At 28.9% G+C, this 17,385-nt stretch carries 21 protein-coding genes; 13 read left to right on the top strand and 8 right to left on the bottom strand.

Going from position 1 to position 17,385, the window contains the following annotated elements; genetic code table 11:
- Nucleotide 1: 1 nt before the first annotated feature.
- Nucleotides 2-394 carry a Sec-independent protein translocase protein TatB gene (gene tatB / locus CPEL_RS03690; protein ID WP_044598654.1) on the bottom strand — a complete coding sequence of 131 codons (393 nt, stop codon included), beginning with the start codon at nucleotides 392-394 and terminating at the stop codon, nucleotides 2-4.
- 144 nt (nucleotides 395-538) lie between these two features.
- On the opposite strand from tatB, the gene CPEL_RS03695 reads away from it, so the two are divergent.
- The 3 genes from CPEL_RS03695 (at nucleotide 539) to arsB (ending at nucleotide 2,931) form a co-directional block, all read left to right on the top strand.
- Complete coding sequence (locus CPEL_RS03695) at nucleotides 539-1,516, top strand: arsenic resistance permease (protein WP_044598655.1); 978 nt, start codon at nucleotides 539-541, stop codon at nucleotides 1,514-1,516.
- An 8-nt stretch (nucleotides 1,517-1,524) separates the two neighbouring features.
- Nucleotides 1,525-1,845 (top strand): ArsR/SmtB family transcription factor, encoded by a 321-nt coding sequence (locus CPEL_RS03700; RefSeq protein ID WP_044598656.1) that lies wholly within the window; start codon nucleotides 1,525-1,527, stop codon nucleotides 1,843-1,845.
- 72 nt (nucleotides 1,846-1,917) lie between these two features.
- On the top strand, nucleotides 1,918-2,931 hold the full coding sequence (arsB, locus tag CPEL_RS03705; RefSeq protein WP_044598657.1) for an ACR3 family arsenite efflux transporter: 1,014 nt from the start codon (nucleotides 1,918-1,920) through the stop codon (nucleotides 2,929-2,931).
- Here arsB and hemW read toward each other — a convergent pair.
- Nucleotides 2,921-3,970: a radical SAM family heme chaperone HemW gene (gene hemW / locus CPEL_RS03710; protein WP_044598658.1), complete on the bottom strand. Its 1,050-nt coding sequence runs from the start codon at nucleotides 3,968-3,970 to the stop codon at nucleotides 2,921-2,923. The two genes, arsB and hemW, sit on opposite strands and share 11 nt — an antisense overlap.
- 80 nt (nucleotides 3,971-4,050) lie before the next feature.
- Between hemW and CPEL_RS03715 the strand changes: the two genes are divergently transcribed.
- The 9 genes from CPEL_RS03715 to cmoA are packed head-to-tail and all read left to right on the top strand — an operon-like array spanning nucleotide 4,051 to nucleotide 12,222.
- Nucleotides 4,051-4,521 carry an RNA pyrophosphohydrolase gene (locus CPEL_RS03715; RefSeq protein WP_044598659.1) on the top strand — a complete coding sequence of 157 codons (471 nt, stop codon included), beginning with the start codon at nucleotides 4,051-4,053 and terminating at the stop codon, nucleotides 4,519-4,521.
- Entirely contained in the window at nucleotides 4,521-5,723 is a 1,203-nt protein-coding gene (locus CPEL_RS03720; protein ID WP_044598660.1) for an aspartate kinase, read from the top strand. The genes CPEL_RS03715 and CPEL_RS03720 overlap by 1 nt, the downstream gene beginning before the upstream one ends.
- Nucleotides 5,723-6,259, top strand: a complete 537-nt coding sequence (locus CPEL_RS03725) for a HobA family DNA replication regulator (protein WP_044598661.1) — start codon at nucleotides 5,723-5,725, stop codon at nucleotides 6,257-6,259. Before CPEL_RS03720 ends, CPEL_RS03725 begins: the two co-directional genes overlap by 1 nt.
- A complete protein-coding gene (locus tag CPEL_RS03730) occupies nucleotides 6,256-6,912 on the top strand; it encodes a DNA polymerase III subunit delta' (RefSeq protein ID WP_084083561.1) in 657 nt (218 codons plus the stop codon). The genes CPEL_RS03725 and CPEL_RS03730 overlap by 4 nt, the downstream gene beginning before the upstream one ends.
- Nucleotides 6,899-8,041 carry a dihydropteroate synthase gene (gene folP, locus CPEL_RS03735; protein WP_044598662.1) on the top strand — a complete coding sequence of 381 codons (1,143 nt, stop codon included), beginning with the start codon at nucleotides 6,899-6,901 and terminating at the stop codon, nucleotides 8,039-8,041. Before CPEL_RS03730 ends, folP begins: the two co-directional genes overlap by 14 nt.
- A gap of 2 nt (nucleotides 8,042-8,043) precedes the next feature.
- On the top strand, nucleotides 8,044-9,999 hold the full coding sequence (gene ligA / locus CPEL_RS03740) for an NAD-dependent DNA ligase LigA (RefSeq protein WP_044598663.1): 1,956 nt from the start codon (nucleotides 8,044-8,046) through the stop codon (nucleotides 9,997-9,999).
- The gene (gene tlyA / locus CPEL_RS03745) at nucleotides 9,989-10,711 is read left to right on the top strand and encodes a 23S rRNA (cytidine-2'-O)-methyltransferase TlyA (protein WP_044599522.1); all 723 of its coding nucleotides are present in this window, start codon (nucleotides 9,989-9,991) and stop codon (nucleotides 10,709-10,711) included. The genes ligA and tlyA overlap by 11 nt, the downstream gene beginning before the upstream one ends.
- The gene (locus tag CPEL_RS03750; protein ID WP_044598664.1) at nucleotides 10,677-11,528 is read left to right on the top strand and encodes a bifunctional riboflavin kinase/FAD synthetase; all 852 of its coding nucleotides are present in this window, start codon (nucleotides 10,677-10,679) and stop codon (nucleotides 11,526-11,528) included. The genes tlyA and CPEL_RS03750 overlap by 35 nt, the downstream gene beginning before the upstream one ends.
- On the top strand, nucleotides 11,518-12,222 hold the full coding sequence (cmoA, locus tag CPEL_RS03755; protein WP_044598665.1) for a carboxy-S-adenosyl-L-methionine synthase CmoA: 705 nt from the start codon (nucleotides 11,518-11,520) through the stop codon (nucleotides 12,220-12,222). The genes CPEL_RS03750 and cmoA overlap by 11 nt, the downstream gene beginning before the upstream one ends.
- Before the next feature lie 16 nt (nucleotides 12,223-12,238).
- Here cmoA and ychF read toward each other — a convergent pair whose 3' ends face one another.
- From ychF to rpiB, 6 genes are read right to left on the bottom strand one after another with little or no spacing between them, the layout of a single operon-like run.
- On the bottom strand, nucleotides 12,239-13,339 hold the full coding sequence (ychF, locus tag CPEL_RS03760; RefSeq protein WP_044598666.1) for a redox-regulated ATPase YchF: 1,101 nt from the start codon (nucleotides 13,337-13,339) through the stop codon (nucleotides 12,239-12,241).
- Nucleotides 13,336-14,787, bottom strand: coding sequence for a leucyl aminopeptidase (locus CPEL_RS03765; protein WP_044598667.1), 1,452 nt, complete (start codon nucleotides 14,785-14,787; stop codon nucleotides 13,336-13,338). The genes ychF and CPEL_RS03765 overlap by 4 nt, the downstream gene beginning before the upstream one ends.
- Nucleotides 14,784-15,377 (bottom strand): DedA family protein, encoded by a 594-nt coding sequence (locus CPEL_RS03770; protein ID WP_044598668.1) that lies wholly within the window; start codon nucleotides 15,375-15,377, stop codon nucleotides 14,784-14,786. Before CPEL_RS03770 ends, CPEL_RS03765 begins: the two co-directional genes overlap by 4 nt.
- Nucleotides 15,378-15,381: 4 nt before the next feature.
- The gene (apt, locus tag CPEL_RS03775) at nucleotides 15,382-15,921 is read right to left on the bottom strand and encodes an adenine phosphoribosyltransferase (protein ID WP_044599523.1); all 540 of its coding nucleotides are present in this window, start codon (nucleotides 15,919-15,921) and stop codon (nucleotides 15,382-15,384) included.
- Nucleotides 15,921-16,253, bottom strand: a complete 333-nt coding sequence (locus CPEL_RS03780) for a hypothetical protein (RefSeq protein ID WP_044598669.1) — start codon at nucleotides 16,251-16,253, stop codon at nucleotides 15,921-15,923. The genes apt and CPEL_RS03780 overlap by 1 nt, the downstream gene beginning before the upstream one ends.
- Entirely contained in the window at nucleotides 16,250-16,687 is a 438-nt protein-coding gene (gene rpiB, locus CPEL_RS03785; protein ID WP_044598670.1) for a ribose 5-phosphate isomerase B, read from the bottom strand. Before rpiB ends, CPEL_RS03780 begins: the two co-directional genes overlap by 4 nt.
- A 140-nt stretch (nucleotides 16,688-16,827) precedes the next feature.
- Here rpiB and CPEL_RS03790 point away from each other — a divergent pair, with 140 nt between their 5' ends.
- The gene (locus tag CPEL_RS03790) at nucleotides 16,828-17,379 is read left to right on the top strand and encodes an MCP protein-glutamate methylesterase (RefSeq protein ID WP_044598671.1); all 552 of its coding nucleotides are present in this window, start codon (nucleotides 16,828-16,830) and stop codon (nucleotides 17,377-17,379) included.
- Nucleotides 17,380-17,385: the final 6 nt, after the last annotated feature.

The raw sequence follows: 17,385 nt of genomic DNA on the forward strand, positions 1-17,385 counted from the left end.
TTTAACTTTCCATTTTCTGAGTATTTTTTTCATCTTTTTGAATTTTTTCTTCTATATGCGAAAGTTCTTGTATATCTTTTTCTAAATCATTAATTTCGCTTTTTAATTCTTTAGTGTTATTTAAAATATCTTCTTTAAGTTGATCAAATTCTTCAAAACTTAATTTTTTTCTAATATTTTCATTGGTTTGTGAAAATTCATCTTTATATTTTTGTGCTTCATCTTTTAATTCTGCTATTTTTAATTCTTTATTGATACTTGCTTTTGCTTCATCAATATTGCTTTTAATGGCTTTTAAAATTTTTGCAATTTCAACTATAGTCGAAGGTAGTTTTTCAGGTCCAAGAACCAAAATAGCTACAACCAAAATAACTAAAATTTCACCAAAACTCATTTTTTCTTCTTTCATTGATAAATGTATAGTTTACATTTTACATAAAAATACTTAAAAATATTATTACTTTTAATATATAAATATATCAATATATCTTGATATATTTATATAATTTTATTATAATCATAAAAAGAAAGGAAATATATGGAAAAATTAGTTTTTATTTTAAAAGATTTTCTGATTTTATTTATTGAAATTTCTGTTTTATTTGTTTTGGTAAATATGCTAATTGCTTATGTTAATGAGCGCTATGCTAAATTTTTCAATGAGCATTTGAAAAAAGATTCTTTTGCAAGCTATGTAAAAGCTATACTTTTAGGCAGCTTAACGCCTTTTTGTTCGTGCTCAAGCATACCACTTTTAAATGCATTTTTAAAAGCAAAAGTGCCACTTGGAGTATGCATAGCATATTTAATCACCTCACCTTTAATTAATCCTATTATAGTGGTGATGTTTGTGGTGAGTTTTGGTTTAAAAATTTCATTATTTTATGTGGGATTTTTATTTTGTGTGATTTTATTGCTTGCTTTTTGCATTTCTAAAATCAATACTCAAAATTTTTTTAATGAAGATTTTTTAAAAAATGATTTAGAACAAAAATCAAATTGTTGTTCTAGTAATGCTTTTCAAAGCTCATATTCTCAAAAGTCTAGTTTGGTTTTTGCTAAAAATTCCAAGATAAATAAAATTTTAAATTTTAAAAGCAAAAACAAAGAAAATAAAATCAAAACTTTGTTTTTACAAAGTTTTAAAGAATATAAAAAAATATTGCCTTATATTATTATAGGTATGGCTATAGGAGCTTTTATACACGGATTTTTTCCGCAAGATTTTTTTCAAATTTATATGAAAGATTATGGAATTTTAGGTGTATTTATAGCAGCTTTTATAGGGGTTTTGCTTTATATGAATTGCACTGCTATGATACCTGTTGCCTTGGCTTTAACCACTAGTGGAATTCCTTTAGGGGTGATGATGAGTTTTTTAATAGCAGGAGCAGGATGTTCTTTGCCTGAGCTTGTTTTATTAAAAAGAATATTTAAATTTAACTTTTTATTTTTATTTGCTAGTATGATAGTTTTTATTGCAATTAGTTTTGGACTTTTAATGTTTTTTATATAAGGATTTTTATGCAAGAGTTTTTAAAAATTAGCGGTGCGATTAATGATGAGAGTAGAGTTTTAATTTTGGCTTTTTTGCAAAAGCATGGAAAGCTTTGTGTGTGTGATTTGCAAAGCTCATTAAATATGAGTCAATCAAGGCTTTCAAGACATTTAAAAATTTTAAAAGAAGCTAATTTTTTAGAAGTAGATAGACAAGGGGTTTGGGGATATTATGGTATAAAAGAGAATTTAAATAATTTTTGCAAAGATGTATTAAAAAATATCAATAATCTTTCTTTAGAACTTCCTGAGCTTAAAAGATTTTCTTGTGAGTGTTCTAAGGAATGATATGAAAATAGCTTTTATTTATATTCACAATAGTTGTAGATCTCAAATTAAAAATTATACAAAGAACTTTCAATGCTTGGTTTTATAGATAGATTTTTAACTTTATGGATTTTTATAGCTATGGCTTTGGGTTTGTTTTTGGGATTTATATTCCCTAATATTGCAAATTTTTGGGAGAGTTTTAACTATAAGCAAAATAATGTTTTGCTTATGATATGCTTAATTTTAATGATGTATCCACCTTTGGCTAAGGTTGAGTATAAAAAAATCTTTAAGATTTTTCATTCTTTTAAAGCTTTAATACTTTCTTTGTTTTTAAATTGGATTTTTGGTCCTATTTTGATGTTTATATTAGCTTGGATATTTTTAAAAAATGATCTTGATTATATGCAAGGTATTATCATTATAGGTTTAGCTCGTTGTGTAGCTATGGTAGTAGTTTGGAGTGATTTAGCTAAAGCTAATAAGGAATACACTGCTGCTTTGGTAGGTATTAATACGATTTTTCAAATTTTATGTTTTGCCTTTTATGTATATTTGTTTTTAGAATTTTTTCCTTCTTATTTGGGTTTTAGTTTCGAAAATGATTTGGAGATAAAAATAAGTGACATTTTACAAAATGTAGCAATTTATCTTGGTTTGCCTTTTTTACTAGGAATTTTAAGCAGGGTGGTTTTTATTGGTTTAAAAGGCAAAGAATGGTTTGATCAAAATTTCTTACCTAAGATAAGTCCTATCACGCTTGTTACTTTACTTTTTACTATTATCATCATGTGTTCTTATAGATCAAGTGATATTTTTAACTTACCTTTAGATGTGTTTAAAATTTGCATTCCTTTGTTTTTATATTTTGTGATAATGTTTTATAGTTCTTGGTTTATAAGTAAAAAACTAGGGTTAAACTATAAAAAAAATACAGCTATTAGTTTTAGTGCTAGTGGTAATAATTTCGAACTTGCTATAGCTATATCCATTGCATCTTTTGGTATAAGCTCATTGCAATCTTTTGCTGCTATTATAGGGCCATTGATTGAAGTTCCTGTTTTGATTTTACTTGTTAAATGGGCTTTGAAATTTAAGTATTAATATACAAAGCAAGCTCATCGCTTAAAAGATAATTAGTATTATAAAAAATTCCATTTTTATAAACTAATTTTCCCTTTTTGCTAAGAAAAAGTGCTTTTTCTTTTTCCAAAGGCTCTAGCTTTGTTTCATCTACCCCTACAATACTTCTAAGGCCTAAAAAAATATGCTCTAAATGCAAGTCTTTTAAATTTAGATTTTCTACTTCTCTAAAACAAGGATTTGCTATATAATCTTTTAAATTTTTCTTAGTGTAAAATCTTTGCTTTTTTAAAAATCCTACAGCACTCAAACCACAACCTATATAATCTTTGCCTTGCCAATAAGCAAGATTGTGCTTACAAATTTGTCCAAAATTACTAATTTCATATTGTTTATACCCAAGATTTTCAATACCTTTTATGAAGTATTTTGCTAATCTTGGAGCATTTTTTTTAAAGTGAAATTTTTTCGCAAATCTTGTTTTTTCTTCTATGGTTAAATTATAAGCACTTACATGAGAAATATTTAACAATGCTAAATTTAAAAGCTCATAATCAAGCATTTTAGTATTGTCTAATTTTGTATCGTAAATTAAGTCTAAATTAATATTATCAAATCCGGCTTTTTTTGCATTTTCTATACTCATAAAAATGCTTTTTTGATCATGATTGCGTCCAAGAAATTTTAGTTTATGCTCATTAAAACTTTGCACGCCATAAGATATGCGATTAACACCCAAATCTTTCATACCTTTAAGCCATGAAAGATTGCTTGAGCTAGGGTTTGCTTCTATGCTTATTTCGCTATTATCTTTTATATAATCTTGCAAAAAAGTAAAGATTGTTTCATAAAAACTAATCTCCATTAAACTAGGGGTTCCTCCACCTATAAAAATGCTTTTGAAAGAATTTTTATCAACTTTGAAAAAATTTAATTGATGTTTTATATCTTGCATTAATGCATTTAGATAATCTTTTTCAAAGTCTTTTTTCTTAAGCGAAGTAAAAGAGCAATAAAAGCATTTGCTTTCGCAAAATGGTATATGAATGTATAAATGCATAAACTTTCTTTATATTAATAACAAATTGGTATTTTTTTGTTAAAATTATAACATTTTAAATATCAAAGGATAAGAAAATTATGAAAGAAGAAAAAAAATACAGACCAAATGTTGCTGTTGTTGTGTTATCACCTGCTTATCCTTTTGATTGTAAATTTTTTATTGCAAAGCGTAATGATATGGAGGATATTTGGCAATTTCCTCAAGGTGGTATTGATGAGGGTGAAAGCCCTAAAAACGCACTTTTTAGAGAATTAAAAGAAGAAATTGGCACAGATGAGGTTGAGATTTTAGCTGAATATCCAGAATGGATTAGTTATGATTTTCCAGCAAAAATTGCACAAAAAATGTATCCTTATGATGGGCAAAATCAAAAATATTTTTTAGTAAAATTAAAAAGTAGTGCAAAAATAAATTTAAATACCAAACATCCTGAATTTAATGCTTTTAAATTTATATCATTAAATGAGGTTTTTAATACTATAAATCATTTTAAAAAACCTATTTATGTTAAGGTTTTAAAATACTTTAAAGAAAAGGGGTATATTTAATGCTGATCGTTCAAAAATATGGAGGAACAAGCGTTGGAACGCTTGAGCGAATAGATGAAGTTGCTAAAAGAGTTGCAAAAAGTAAAAAAAATTGTGATAAATTAGTAGTCGTTGTTTCTGCAATGAGTGGAGTGACAAATGAATTAATCGATTTTGCACATCATTTTAGCAAAAACCCATCAGGTCGTGAGATGGATATGCTTTTAAGTAGCGGTGAACGCGTAACTTCGTCTTTACTTGCTATAGCTTTAAATGAGATGGGTTTAAAAGCGGTGGCATTTTCAGGGCGTAATGCTGGAATTATTACAGATGATGTATATACCAAAGCAAGAATTGAGCATATAGATACTACAAATATTAATAAAGCTTTAGATGAAGGATATATTGTAGTAGTTGCGGGTTTTCAAGGCATTGATAAAATGGGTAATGTTACTACTTTGGGTCGTGGAGGAAGCGATTTAAGTGCAGTAGCATTAGCTGGAGCGCTTGATGCTGATTTGTGTGAAATTTATACAGATGTTGATGGGGTTTATACAACAGATCCTAGGATTGAACCAAAGGCCAAAAAACTTGATAAAATTTCTTATGAGGAAATGTTAGAACTTGCAAGTTTAGGGGCTAAAGTATTACAAAATCGCTCAGTAGAGCTTGCTAAAAAATTAAATGTAAAATTAGTTACTAGAAGTAGTTTTAATGAAAATGAAGGGACGATTATTACTAAGGAGGAAAATATGGAACAAGCTTTGGTTAGTGGTATAGCACTTGATAAAAACCAAGCAAGAGTTACTTTAAGAAATATCGATGATAAACCAGGAATAGCAGCTGAAATTTTTGGAACTTTAGCAAATGAGAATATCAATGTGGATATGATTATTCAAAATGTTGGAGTAGATGGAGCGACTAATTTAGGTTTTACCGTGCCTGAAAACGAGCTTGATTTGGCTACTGATGCTATGAAAAAAGTTTTAGGAGCAAATGCTAATATAGAAACAGATAGTGCTGTTGTTAAAGTTTCTGTTGTAGGGGTTGGGATGAAGTCTCATTCTGGGGTGGCTTCTGCAGCTTTTAAAGCTTTAGCAAATGAAAATATAAACATACAAATGATTTCAACTAGTGAAATTAAAATATCAGTAATTGTGCATGAAAAATATGGAGAATTAGCTGTAAGAGTATTGCACGAAGTGTATAAGTTAGATGTATAATGAGCAATAATTTTTTAAAATTTAGTTTAGAGCAAATTAGGCAAAATGGTGCTTATATGAGTTGGCTAGAAGAAAGGCGATTAGAGTGGTCGCCTTTAGTTGCCTCAAAACTTTCTTTACTTTTACAAGGTTATACATTTATAATTATCACAGATGAACAAAGAGCTTGGTATGAAGAATATTTTTTGAGTCAAATTAATAAAAAAGCTACTAGACCTATGCTTCCTTTTATTTCTTTAAAAGGAATTTGCAACAAAAACTATAATACTCAAGAGGAGATCGCTTTGCTTAATGATCTTTTAAGCATATCATTTCCTAATGGTTATGTGTATTTTTATATAGGAAAAAATTCAGATCCTAAAGCACAAATTGCAAAATCAAAAGAAGATAGCCTGCTTTGGCTTTTTGATGAGCAATTGCAAAATAGTTTTTATTTATCTTCTTTGGATAAAGATCTTGATTATAAACTGATTTCTTTATATAAAATTTTTGATAAAAGTTTAGACGCAGTTCTTTTTTCTAAGGTAGAAATTTGAGTATTAGAAATAAAATCATTATCCATAATGATTTTGAATTTATACAAGAAAAACTTATAAAAGAATATGGGCAAAAAAAAATAAGATTTTTTATACCTAAGAATCCTGATTTAGAGTTAAGATTAAACGATACAAGCTATGATAAAAATGCTCAAGCTACTGCAAGAGCTATTATGAAAGAAAGTTATATAGCAGAAGCAAATGAAAAAATTATAGTAATCATAGCAAAAAGTTTTCGCGAAGAAGCACAAAATTTTCTACTAAAACTTTTTGAAGAGCCTCCAAAGAATATTTATTTCATCATTGTTGCACCATCTAAAAATGTTTTTTTACCCACTATACTTTCAAGATTTATCGTAGAAAAACATAAAATTCAAAAAGAAAAAATGGTTTTGGATTTTGATCTTAAGAAATTAGACTTATTAGGAATTTTATCTTTGTTAAAAAAATATGAAAATATAGACAAACAAGAGTGCTTAGAATTAATTAGCACATTAAGCTATGAATGTTTAAAACAAGATTTAAAACTAAATGATGAAGAAATTGATTTTTTTTATAAAGCTTATGAGTTGGCAAAATTAAATGCAAAACCAGCTATTTTACTAAGTGTGATAGCTTTGATTATATATGAGAGAAAAAATGAAAATCATTAAAATAAACCCAAATACTGATTTTAAATCAATAACTCAATTTATAAAACCCCATAAAATGGGTGAAAAAATCATGAGTAAAAAAACTCAAATTCATTTTTTTCTCATCAAAAATTTAAGAGCACCTGCTGTGAATATACTCAAGCAAGATGCATTAAGAATTGGAGCTGAACTTGTAACGCATAAAGAAGTTATATTGGGTAAAGAACATACCAATGCTTTGCTAATGGTTACAAAAGAACAAATTAAAAAACTCATCCAAAAAGAAAAGCTGCAAGATTTTGGTTTAAAAAATTTAGCTTTATTTTTAGAGCAAAAATTTAATAAAGCAAAAAAAGCAAAAATCATGGGTGTAATTAATATAAACACAGATAGCTTTAATGCAAAAAGCAGGGTAGATGAGCACGCACTTTTAGAAAAAATAGAACTTTTTATTTCTCAAGGAGCTGATTATATAGATATAGGTGCGGTATCTTCAAGGCCTGGGAGTGTGTATTGTGGAAAGGAAGAAGAATTTAAGCGTTTGAAAAATGCCTTAGATTTAATTTATAAAGAAAAAATTTATGAAAAATGTATTTTTAGTTTAGATAGCTTTGATGAGTATTGCTTAGAATATGCTTTAAACAAAGGTTTTAAGCTTATTAATGATATTACCGGTTTTAAAAATGAAAATTTGGCTAAACTTGCTTTAAAATACAAAGCTACTTATATACTTATGCATATGCAAAATACCCCACAAAATATGCAAGATAATCCTTACTATGAAGATGTATTAGCCGAGCTTGATGAATTTTTTGCACAAAAATTAGAAAGATTAAGTGAATTGGGTTTAAAAGATGTGATTTTAGATGTTGGTATTGGTTTTGGAAAAAGCCCATGGCATAATATGATGCTAATTAAGCATTTAGAGCATTTTTTACGCTTTGAAAAAGAACTATTAATTGGAGCTAGCAGAAAAAGTGTGATAAATGCGTATTTTAACTCAAGCGTTGAGCAAAGATTAGCTGGCACGCTTTATTTGCATTTAGAAGCTTTTAAAAACGGAGCAAGCATTATAAGAGTGCATGATGTATATGAACATAAACAAATGTTTGAACTTGCAAAAGCTATGGATGAACTTTCTTTGGAGTAATGATGATTTATCAAGAGTATTTAGAAAAAGTAAAATTAGCAAATGAATGGATGAGGGCTTATTATGAAGATGATGAGCCTTTAGCAAGTGATGAGGAGTATGATAAACTTATTAGAAAATTAAGAGAATTTGAAGCAAAATATCCTGAAAAAATTGCCAAAGATTCTCCAACACAAAATATTGCCCCAACTATACAAAGTGAGTTTTATAAAATTACACATAGTGCAAAAATGTGGTCTATGGAAGATGTTTTTGATGAAGCTGAGCTTAGAGCTTGGGCAAAAAGAGCTAAATGTGAGTTTGATTTTTTTATAGAGCCTAAATTTGATGGAGCAAGCTTAAATTTAACATATGAAAATGGTGTGTTAATTAGCGGTGCTACAAGGGGTGATGGAGAAGTAGGTGAGGATGTTACTTTAAATGTAAGAGAAATTGCTAATATCCCAAAAACCATACCTTATAAAAAAAAGATAGAAATTCGCGGTGAAGTAGTGATTTTAAAAGAAGATTTTGAAAAAATCAATGAAAAAAGAGCTAAAGAGGGTTTAAGCTTGTTTGCAAACCCACGCAATGGAGCAAGTGGCTCTTTAAGACAGCTTGATACAAGCATTACCAAAGAAAGGAATTTGAAATTTTATCCTTGGGGAGTGGGGGAGAATTCTTTAGAATTTAGCAAACATTCTGAAGTGATGGAGTTTGTAAGAAGTCTTGGTTTTTTAAAAGATGATTTTGTTTTTTGTGTGAAAACTTTAGATGAGGTTATAAAAAAGTATCATGAGCTTTTAGAAAAAAGAGATCAAAAGCCTATGATGATGGATGGTATGGTTGTAAGGGTTAATGATTTAGCTCATTGTAAGCTTTTAGGCTATACGGTGAAATTTCCCAAATTTATGGCTGCTTTTAAATTTCCAGCTTTAGAAAAAACCACCACTTTACTTGGGGTTAATTTGCAAGTGGGAAGAAGTGGGGTGATTACCCCTGTGGCGGTTTTGGAACCTGTAAATTTAGATGGGGTTATAGTAAAATCTGCTACTTTACATAATTTTGATGAGATAGCTAGACTTGGAGTAATGATAGGCGATAGTGTAAGTGTGATAAGAAGCGGTGATGTTATACCTAAAATCACTAAAGTTTTTACCCAAAGACGCGATGGTTTAGAAAGTGAAATCGCTAAGCCAACTCTTTGTCCTGAATGCTTTAGCGAACTTTTAGATGAGGGTGCTTTTTTAAAATGCCAAAATTTAGATTGCAAAGCAAGGCTTGTAAATTCTATCATTTATTTTGTGTCTAAAAAATGCTTAAATATAGACGGCCTTGGAGAAAACATTGTCGAGCTTTTATTTAAAGAAGGAAAAATCACCAATATAGAAAGTATATTTTTCTTAAAATACAGCGATTTTGAAGGTTTGGAAGGCTTTAAAGAGAAAAAAATCAATAATCTTTTAAATGCTATTGAAAATGCTAAAAAATGCTCTTTATCAAGATTTATCAATGCTTTGGGTATAGAGCATATTGGCGAAGTAGCGGCTAAAAAACTAGCTCAAGCTTTTGGTTTTGAATGGTTTATGCAAAGCTATGAAACTTATGCAAATTTAGAAGGTTTTGGCACACAAATGGCTAAAAGCTTAGAGGAATTTGCCCATGTAAATGCAAATCGCATTAAACATTTTTATGAAATTTTGCATTTAGAAGATGAGAAAAAAGAGCTTGCTTTGAATGAAAATATTTCTAAGAAAACCTTTGTTATAACGGGTACTTTAAGCAAATCACGCGATCATTTTAAAGAATTAATCGAAAGTTTTGGTGCAAAAGTAAGTTCAAGTGTGTCTAAAAAAACTGATTTTGTATTATATGGAGAGGAAGCGGGTTCAAAATTACAAAAGGCTCAAAGTTTAGGGGTTAAATGTATTAATGAGAGTGAATTTAATGCCCTTTTAGGCAGTGATGATGCGATTTGATATTTTTGTAAGTACAAAGTTAAACATTTCACGCAATAAAGCTTGTGAGCTTATAGAAAATAAACAAATTTTACTTAATAATGAGTTTAAAAAAAGCTCTTTTAAAATCACAACTCAAAATCCCTTAGAAGATGAGAGCTTAAAACTCATGCTTTTAGAAGAGCTTTTTGTAAGCAGGGCTGCTTTTAAGCTCAAACATTTTTTACAAGAGCATGCATTTATCATCAAAGATAAAATTTGCTTAGATATAGGCTCATCAACTGGGGGTTTTGTGCAAATTTTACACCAAAAAAAGGCTAAACATATTAGTGCTTTAGATGTAGGTTCTAACCAACTTCATGAGAGTTTAAGAAATTTAGAAAATATCCAAATTTATGAAAATACTGATTTGCGTGAGTTTAAAAGTGAAATTTTATACGATGTGATTACTTGTGATGTGAGTTTTATTTCTTTAATGCATTTAATCTCTCATATAGACAAACTTGCTAAAAATCTTATCATCTTGCTTTTTAAACCCCAATTTGAAGTGGGTAAAAATGCTAAACGCGATAAAAATGGGGTTGTAAAAGATCCAAAGGCTATTATTTTAGCTAAAGCAAATTTTGAAAAAGCTTGTGCAAAACTTGGATGGATTTTGCAAGTTAGTCAAGAATCGCAATTAAAAGGAAAAGAAGGTAATGTTGAGTTTTTCTATGCCTATACAAAAAAATAAAATCACTAATTTAGCCATAGGTTGCTTTGATGGTATGCATTTGGGGCATTTTGAGCTTTTTAAACATTTAGATGAAAATGGGGCAATTTTTATTATTTATAAAACAGAATGTAATGAGCTAACACCTAAGGAATTTAGAGTGAATGTGGCAAAACATCCTTTGATTTTTTGTGATTTTTTAGAGATTAAAAATTTAAATGGTAAGGAATTTTTAACTTATTTAAAAAAAGAATTTCCTAATTTAGAAAAAATCATCGTTGGTTATGATTTTAAATTTGGTAAAAATCGAGAATGGGAAGCTAAAGATATACAAGCACTTTGTTCTTTAAAAACCATTATAGTAGATGAGTTTAAAATTCAAAACCAAAGCGTGCATGCAAGCTTGATTAAGCATTTGCTTGAAAATGGCAAAGCAAAAAAAGCACGAGAATTTCTTGGTAGATTTTATAATATAAGAGCAAAAATCATAAAAGGCCAAGGAATAGGGGCAAAAGAGCTTTTTGCAACTTTAAATTTACAAAGTAAAGATTTTTTCTTGCCTAAAAATGGGGTTTATGCAAGTTTGATTAAAATTGGAGATAAAACTTATAATAGCGTTAGTTTTTTAGGTATTAGATCAAGTGATAATCATTTTTCATTAGAAACACACATTTTAGATGAAAATTACAAAAATACTGAGGAAAAATTTGTAGAACTTAGTTTTGTAGATTATATTAGAGCTAATAAGAAATTTGATGATTTATCTTTATTAAAAGTGCAAATTGCTAAAGATATTATAAAAGCAAAAGAAATTTTAAGGGTTGTAGATGAAAGATGAAATTTTTAAAAAAGAATTAAACAAACAATTTGAATTTGATAAAAGCGTAGCTAGCGTTTTTGATGATATGGTTTCAAGATCTGTGCCTTTTTATACGCAGAATTTAAAGCTAATTAGCGAACTTTTGTATCATTTTATGCCTGCAAATGCTAAAATTTGCGATCTTGGCTGTTCTACTGCGAATTTATTGTTAGCTCTTTTTGAAAAAAGAAAGGATTTTTGCTTAAGCGGAGTAGATGAAGCAAGAGCTATGCTTGAGATTGCAAAAAGCAAAAGTAAAGCTTTTGGAGCTAAGATAGATTTTTTTGAAAAAAATTTAGATGAGTTTGATTTTTTTAAAAATGATGCTTTTATAGCTACTTATACTTTGCAATTTATCCGCCCACCAAAACGACAAGAACTTATTGATAAAATTTATAAAAATCTAAATGAAAATGGTATGTTTGTATTAAGTGAAAAAATTCTTTATGAAGATGCGATAATAGCCAATAAAATGATACAAATTTATGAGCAATACAAACTAGAGCAAGGCTATACTAAATTAGAAATTTCAAGTAAAAGACAAGCTTTGGAAAATGTGCTTATTCCTTATACTCAAAATGAGAATATTACCATGCTTAAAAAAGCTGGCTTTTCAAAAATAGAAAGCGTTTTTAAATGGGTAAATTTTGAAACTTTTATTGCTTTTAAATAAAAATGTTTGATTAAAATCAAACATTAAATCTAAAATGCATTACATCGCCATCTGCAACTATATAGTCTTTACCTTCAAGGCGTAGTTTTCCTGCTTCTTTAGCACCACTTTCACCTTTATAATGAATATAATCTTCATAGGAAATAACTTCAGCTTTAATAAAACCTTTTTCAAAATCATTATGAATTACACTAGCTGCTTTTGGTGCTTTCCATCCTTTTTGTATAGTCCATGATCTAACTTCAATTTCTCCAGCGGTAAAATAGCTAATTAAATTAAGTTTAGAAAATGCTGTGCGTATAACTACCTCAAGCCCACTACGCTCAACTCCTAAAGATTTTAAAAATTCATAGTTTTCTTCATCACTTAATGCAATCATTTCTTCTTCTATTTTAGAGCAAAGTTTAATAACTTCATGGCCTGATTTTGCTGCAAATTCTTTTAAATCTTTTACATAATCATTGTCCTCTAGAAGTGAATTTTCATCCACATTAGCTCCATATATTACTTCCTTGGCAGAAAGCAATCTTAATTCTTTTATGAGAGCTTGATAAACTTCGTTTTTATTGGCAAAAGAACTTGCGCTATTGTTTTGATTTAAGTGTTCTAAAAGTTCATTGGCTAAAGCTAAACTTTCTTTTGCGCCTTTTTCATTAGCCTTTACACCTTTTGAGAGTTTTTCAATTTTTTTGCTAAGTTGTTCAATATCTGCTAATATAAGTTCTGTTTCGATAATTTGCACATCACGCACAGGATTAACACTACCTGCAACATGAGTAATATTTTCATCATCAAAGCAACGCACAATATGCAAAATCATTTCTGTTTCGCGTATATTTGAAAGAAATTTATTTCCCAAGCCTTCACCTTTGCTAGCACCAGCAACTAAACCTGCTATATCAACAAATTCTATATTTGAGCGTATAATTTTTTGTGGATTGACTATTTTTGCTAATTCTTTTAAGCGATGATCAGGGACAGGAACTATAGCTTTATTAGGCTCTATAGTGCAAAATGGATAGTTTGCGCTTTCAGCGTTTTGTGCTCTTGTTAGTGCATTAAAAGTTGTAGATTTTCCAACATTTGGAAGTCCTACTATTCCTACTGATAAACTCATTTTTTATTCCTTGAAAGATAAAGTAAATAAGAAAGACACATTCTAACACCTGCACCAGTTGCACCAAAACTATGATAACCCCAAGCTTTTTCTAAATAAGCAGGACCTGCAATATCTAAATGTAGCCATTTATCTTTAAATTCTTCTCTGATAAAAGAATTTAAAAATAATCCTGCAGTAATAGCTCCACCATAACGACTTGAAGAGGTATTGCTAACATCTGCTATATTTGATTTTATAAGTTCTTTTAAGTGCGGATTAAAATGTAAAATAGTTGCTAAATCTCCGCTTTTTTTACTTACTTTGAAAAAATCATTTTGCAAATCTTCATTATTTCCCATAATTGCACTTGTGTATTCTCCAAGACCAACCACACAAGCTCCAGTTAGGGTAGCAAGATCTATAAGTAAATCAGGTTTTAAATCTTGTGCAAAAGAAAGACAATCAGCTAAAACCAATCTTCCTTCAGCATCTGTGTTTCTAACTTCTATACTAACGCCTTCTCTTGAGATTAGCACATCATCTGGTTTATAAGCATTTCCACCTATCATATTTTCAGTTGCACCAATGATAGAATGAACTTCTATATCAAGGTTTAACTCACTTGCTCCTTTAATAATAGCCATTGCAGCTGCACCACCGCTTTTGTCTGATTTCATCGTTAACATGTAATCAGCTGGTTTTAAACTAAGTCCACCACTATCATAAGTTAAACCCTTGCCTACAAATACTACTTTCATTTTTGCATTTTGTGGTTTATAAGAAAGATGTATAAGTTTTGGAGGATGAACAGAGGCGCGATTTACTGCTAAAAATGCTTGCATTTTTTCTTGCTCTAAAAAATCACTTTCATAAATCTTACATGAGATTTTAGAATCATTTTGGCTTAGATTTAGAGCATCTTCAGCCATTTTTACAGGGGTGTAAATTTGCGGAATTTCATTAACTATATTTTTAGCAAAATCACAGGCATTGGAAAATACTTGTCCATAGTTTAAGCCTATATATGCTTCTTGGATATTGTAGTCTTTGTTATTGATTTCATCTTTTGAAATAAAAATATTTTTTAAACTAGAAGATGTTTGTTCTTTTTTGTATTTATTAAATTCATATGCCCCAAAACTAAAACCTTGAATCATAGCATTAAAGCTATTGACAATGCATTGTCCTATAACGCATTTGGTTTTTACACTTTGAATGTCTAGTTTTTTTAATGCTTTATAAGCATTAGCAAAAGCAAGTCTTATATCTTCATAATCCAAGCTTTTAAGTTCACTATAAAGAACTTTATTTTGTAAATCAAGGCAAATCCCTTCACCTTTATAGTTTGAAAGTTTAAAAAGTTCTTGACTTTGAGAAAAATTATTTAAATTTTTATTTTGTATTAAAATTATTTCAAAATCAGCATTAATAGAATTAATATCTTCTTCTTTAAAATTAAAAATCATTTATGAGTCCTTTTTCTAAGTATAGATTTTTCTATTTGTTTCATACCTAAAAATAAAGCAAGTAAAAAACATGCGATAATAGGCACGGCAAAATACCAATGCGCCCCAGCCCATTCTACTGCAAGCCAAATTTCTTTTCCAAAAAACCATGCAAGCAATATCGTAATAGCCGCCCAAGCCCATGCACTTATAAGATTAATAAAGGCAAATTTTTTAGCACTATAGCGAGTTAAACCTATACTCATAGGTATTATGGTTCTAAAGCCATACATGTATCTTTGAACAAAAATAATAGGCCAGCCAAAACGCTGCAAGAGTAAATGTGCTATAGCAAATTTACGCCTTTGAGTACGTAATTTTTTTTGTATATATTTTTTATTATATCTTCCTATATAAAAATAAATTTGATCTCCAGCAAAACCACCTAAACCAGCAACAAAAATGATTAAACCTAGATTAACATGCCCTTCATGTGCAAATATCCCTGCTAAAATAAGTGCAAGTTCTCCTTCAAGCATGCACCATAAAAAAACAATGATATATGCCCAATTTTTATAATCATATAAAAGTTGTTTTAAAAATTCTTCCATATTTTCACACCTTTAATACACTATATACACTAGTTAAATTAGCTAATTCTTTAGCTCCACTTAAATCTTGTAATTCTAGTAAAAAACATGCTTCAACACATTGAGCTTGTAATCTATGAATGAGTTTTACAGCTGCTAAAGCAGTTCCTCCTGTGGCTATTAAATCATCAATGAGTAAAACTCTAGCGTTTTTGGTGTTATTGAAAGCATCAGTATGAATTTCTATGGTATCTTGTCCATACTCTAGGCTATATGATTCTTTTAGGCAGTTAAAAGGTAGTTTTCCTGGTTTTCTAATAGGAACAAAAGCTAAATTTAATTTTGCACTTAAGGCTGCACCAAAAATAAAACCGCGACTTTCAATGCCTGCTATATAATCTATATTCATTTTTGCATATCTTGTAGCTAAATGTTCTATTAAAAAACTAAAAGCTTCTTTGTTGTTTAACAAAGTAGTAATATCTCTAAAAATAATCCCTTCTTTTGGAAAATCCTTAATCGCTCTAATGCTATCTAATAAGTATTTTTTATCTTGTTCTTTCATCATAATAATGCCTCGATTTTTGCTTCTAATTCTTTAATTCTTTGTCTAAGTTTCTCATTTTCTATACGATATTGAGAATTTCTTGTTCTAAGGGAGGTTAAATCTGCCTTGCTTTTATTTAGCTCTTCTGTTAGTATGTCAATATTACCTAGGCTTCTTTGAAGTTGCACTTGCAATTTTCTTATAACAATTTCAGTATCATCAAGATTGTTTTTTATAAATTCTTTTGCGATTTTTTCTTTATGAAGCAAGGTTTTATAATAAAGTAGCATTATAGTCATATAAATACTTACACAAATTAATATAGTTAAAACAAGCCAGCTTATTATCATAAATTTTCCTCTATTTTGCTAATTCTTACACAATGTCTTCCCCCGCTAAAAGAAGTGTTAATGAAATTTAAGATGATTTCAAAAGCCATATCTGCACCGATTAATCTTGCTCCAAGAGCTAAAACATTTGCATCATTGTGCTCTCTTGAAAGTTTAGCACTTAATGCTTCATTGCATAAAGCACAGCGTATATTTTTATGGCGATTAGCCGCTATACTCATACCTATACCTGAACCACAAATTAAAATTCCAAAACTATTTTCATTAATCCTAGAACTTAACAAATGTGCATAATCAGGATAATCACAGCGGTTGTCATCAAAAGCACCTAAGTCCTCAAAGATTATATTTTTGTTATTTAAAAATTTTAGTATTTCTTGTTTTAAGGCAAAACCAGCATGATCACTTGCTATAAAAATTTTTTCTCTTAACATTAACTTAACTTTATTTTTTGGATTTAAAGATTTTATTTTATCATATTTAATTAAAATTTTTCTTTCTTTTCTATAATTTGGCTTATATTTTCAAATGCATAATTTGATATAATGATGATATTATAATTTTAAGGTGAAAAATGAAACTTATTTTAATTGGTTCTTCAACGGGTGGTCCAAGCCAGCTAAAATTTTTACTAAATGATGTTGATTTAAAAGATTGTGGAGTGATTATTGCTCAGCATATGAATCCTGCTTTTATACCATCATTTGTAAATCAGTTTAACAAAGAAGCCATAAGTGAAGTTGTTATGGCAAATGATAAAGAAGTGGTAAAAAATAAAATTTATATTTGTCAAAAAAATATGATTTTAAGTGGAAATAATACTTTAGTTTTGAATACAACTGAAGAAACAAGCAGTTTTAATCCAGGTATTGATGTTTTATTTAATTCTGCTACAAAACTTTGCCAGTATAATAAAATTTTAGCTTTGATAATGACTGGAATGGGAGATGATGGAGCTAAATCTTTATTAGAGCTTTATAAAGTTGGAGTAAGGTGCTTATGTGAGAATGAGGCTGATTCTATAGTATATGGAATGCCTAAAAAAGCAAGAGAATTAAATCCAAATTTAAAGCCAATGAGTTTAATTGAGCTTAAAAAAGAAATAGTAAATTTTGTAAATTCTTAGGAAAAA

Origin of the sequence: Campylobacter peloridis LMG 23910 (assembly GCF_000816785.1) — a bacterium.
GTDB classification, from domain to species: Bacteria; Campylobacterota; Campylobacteria; order Campylobacterales; family Campylobacteraceae; genus Campylobacter_D; species Campylobacter_D peloridis.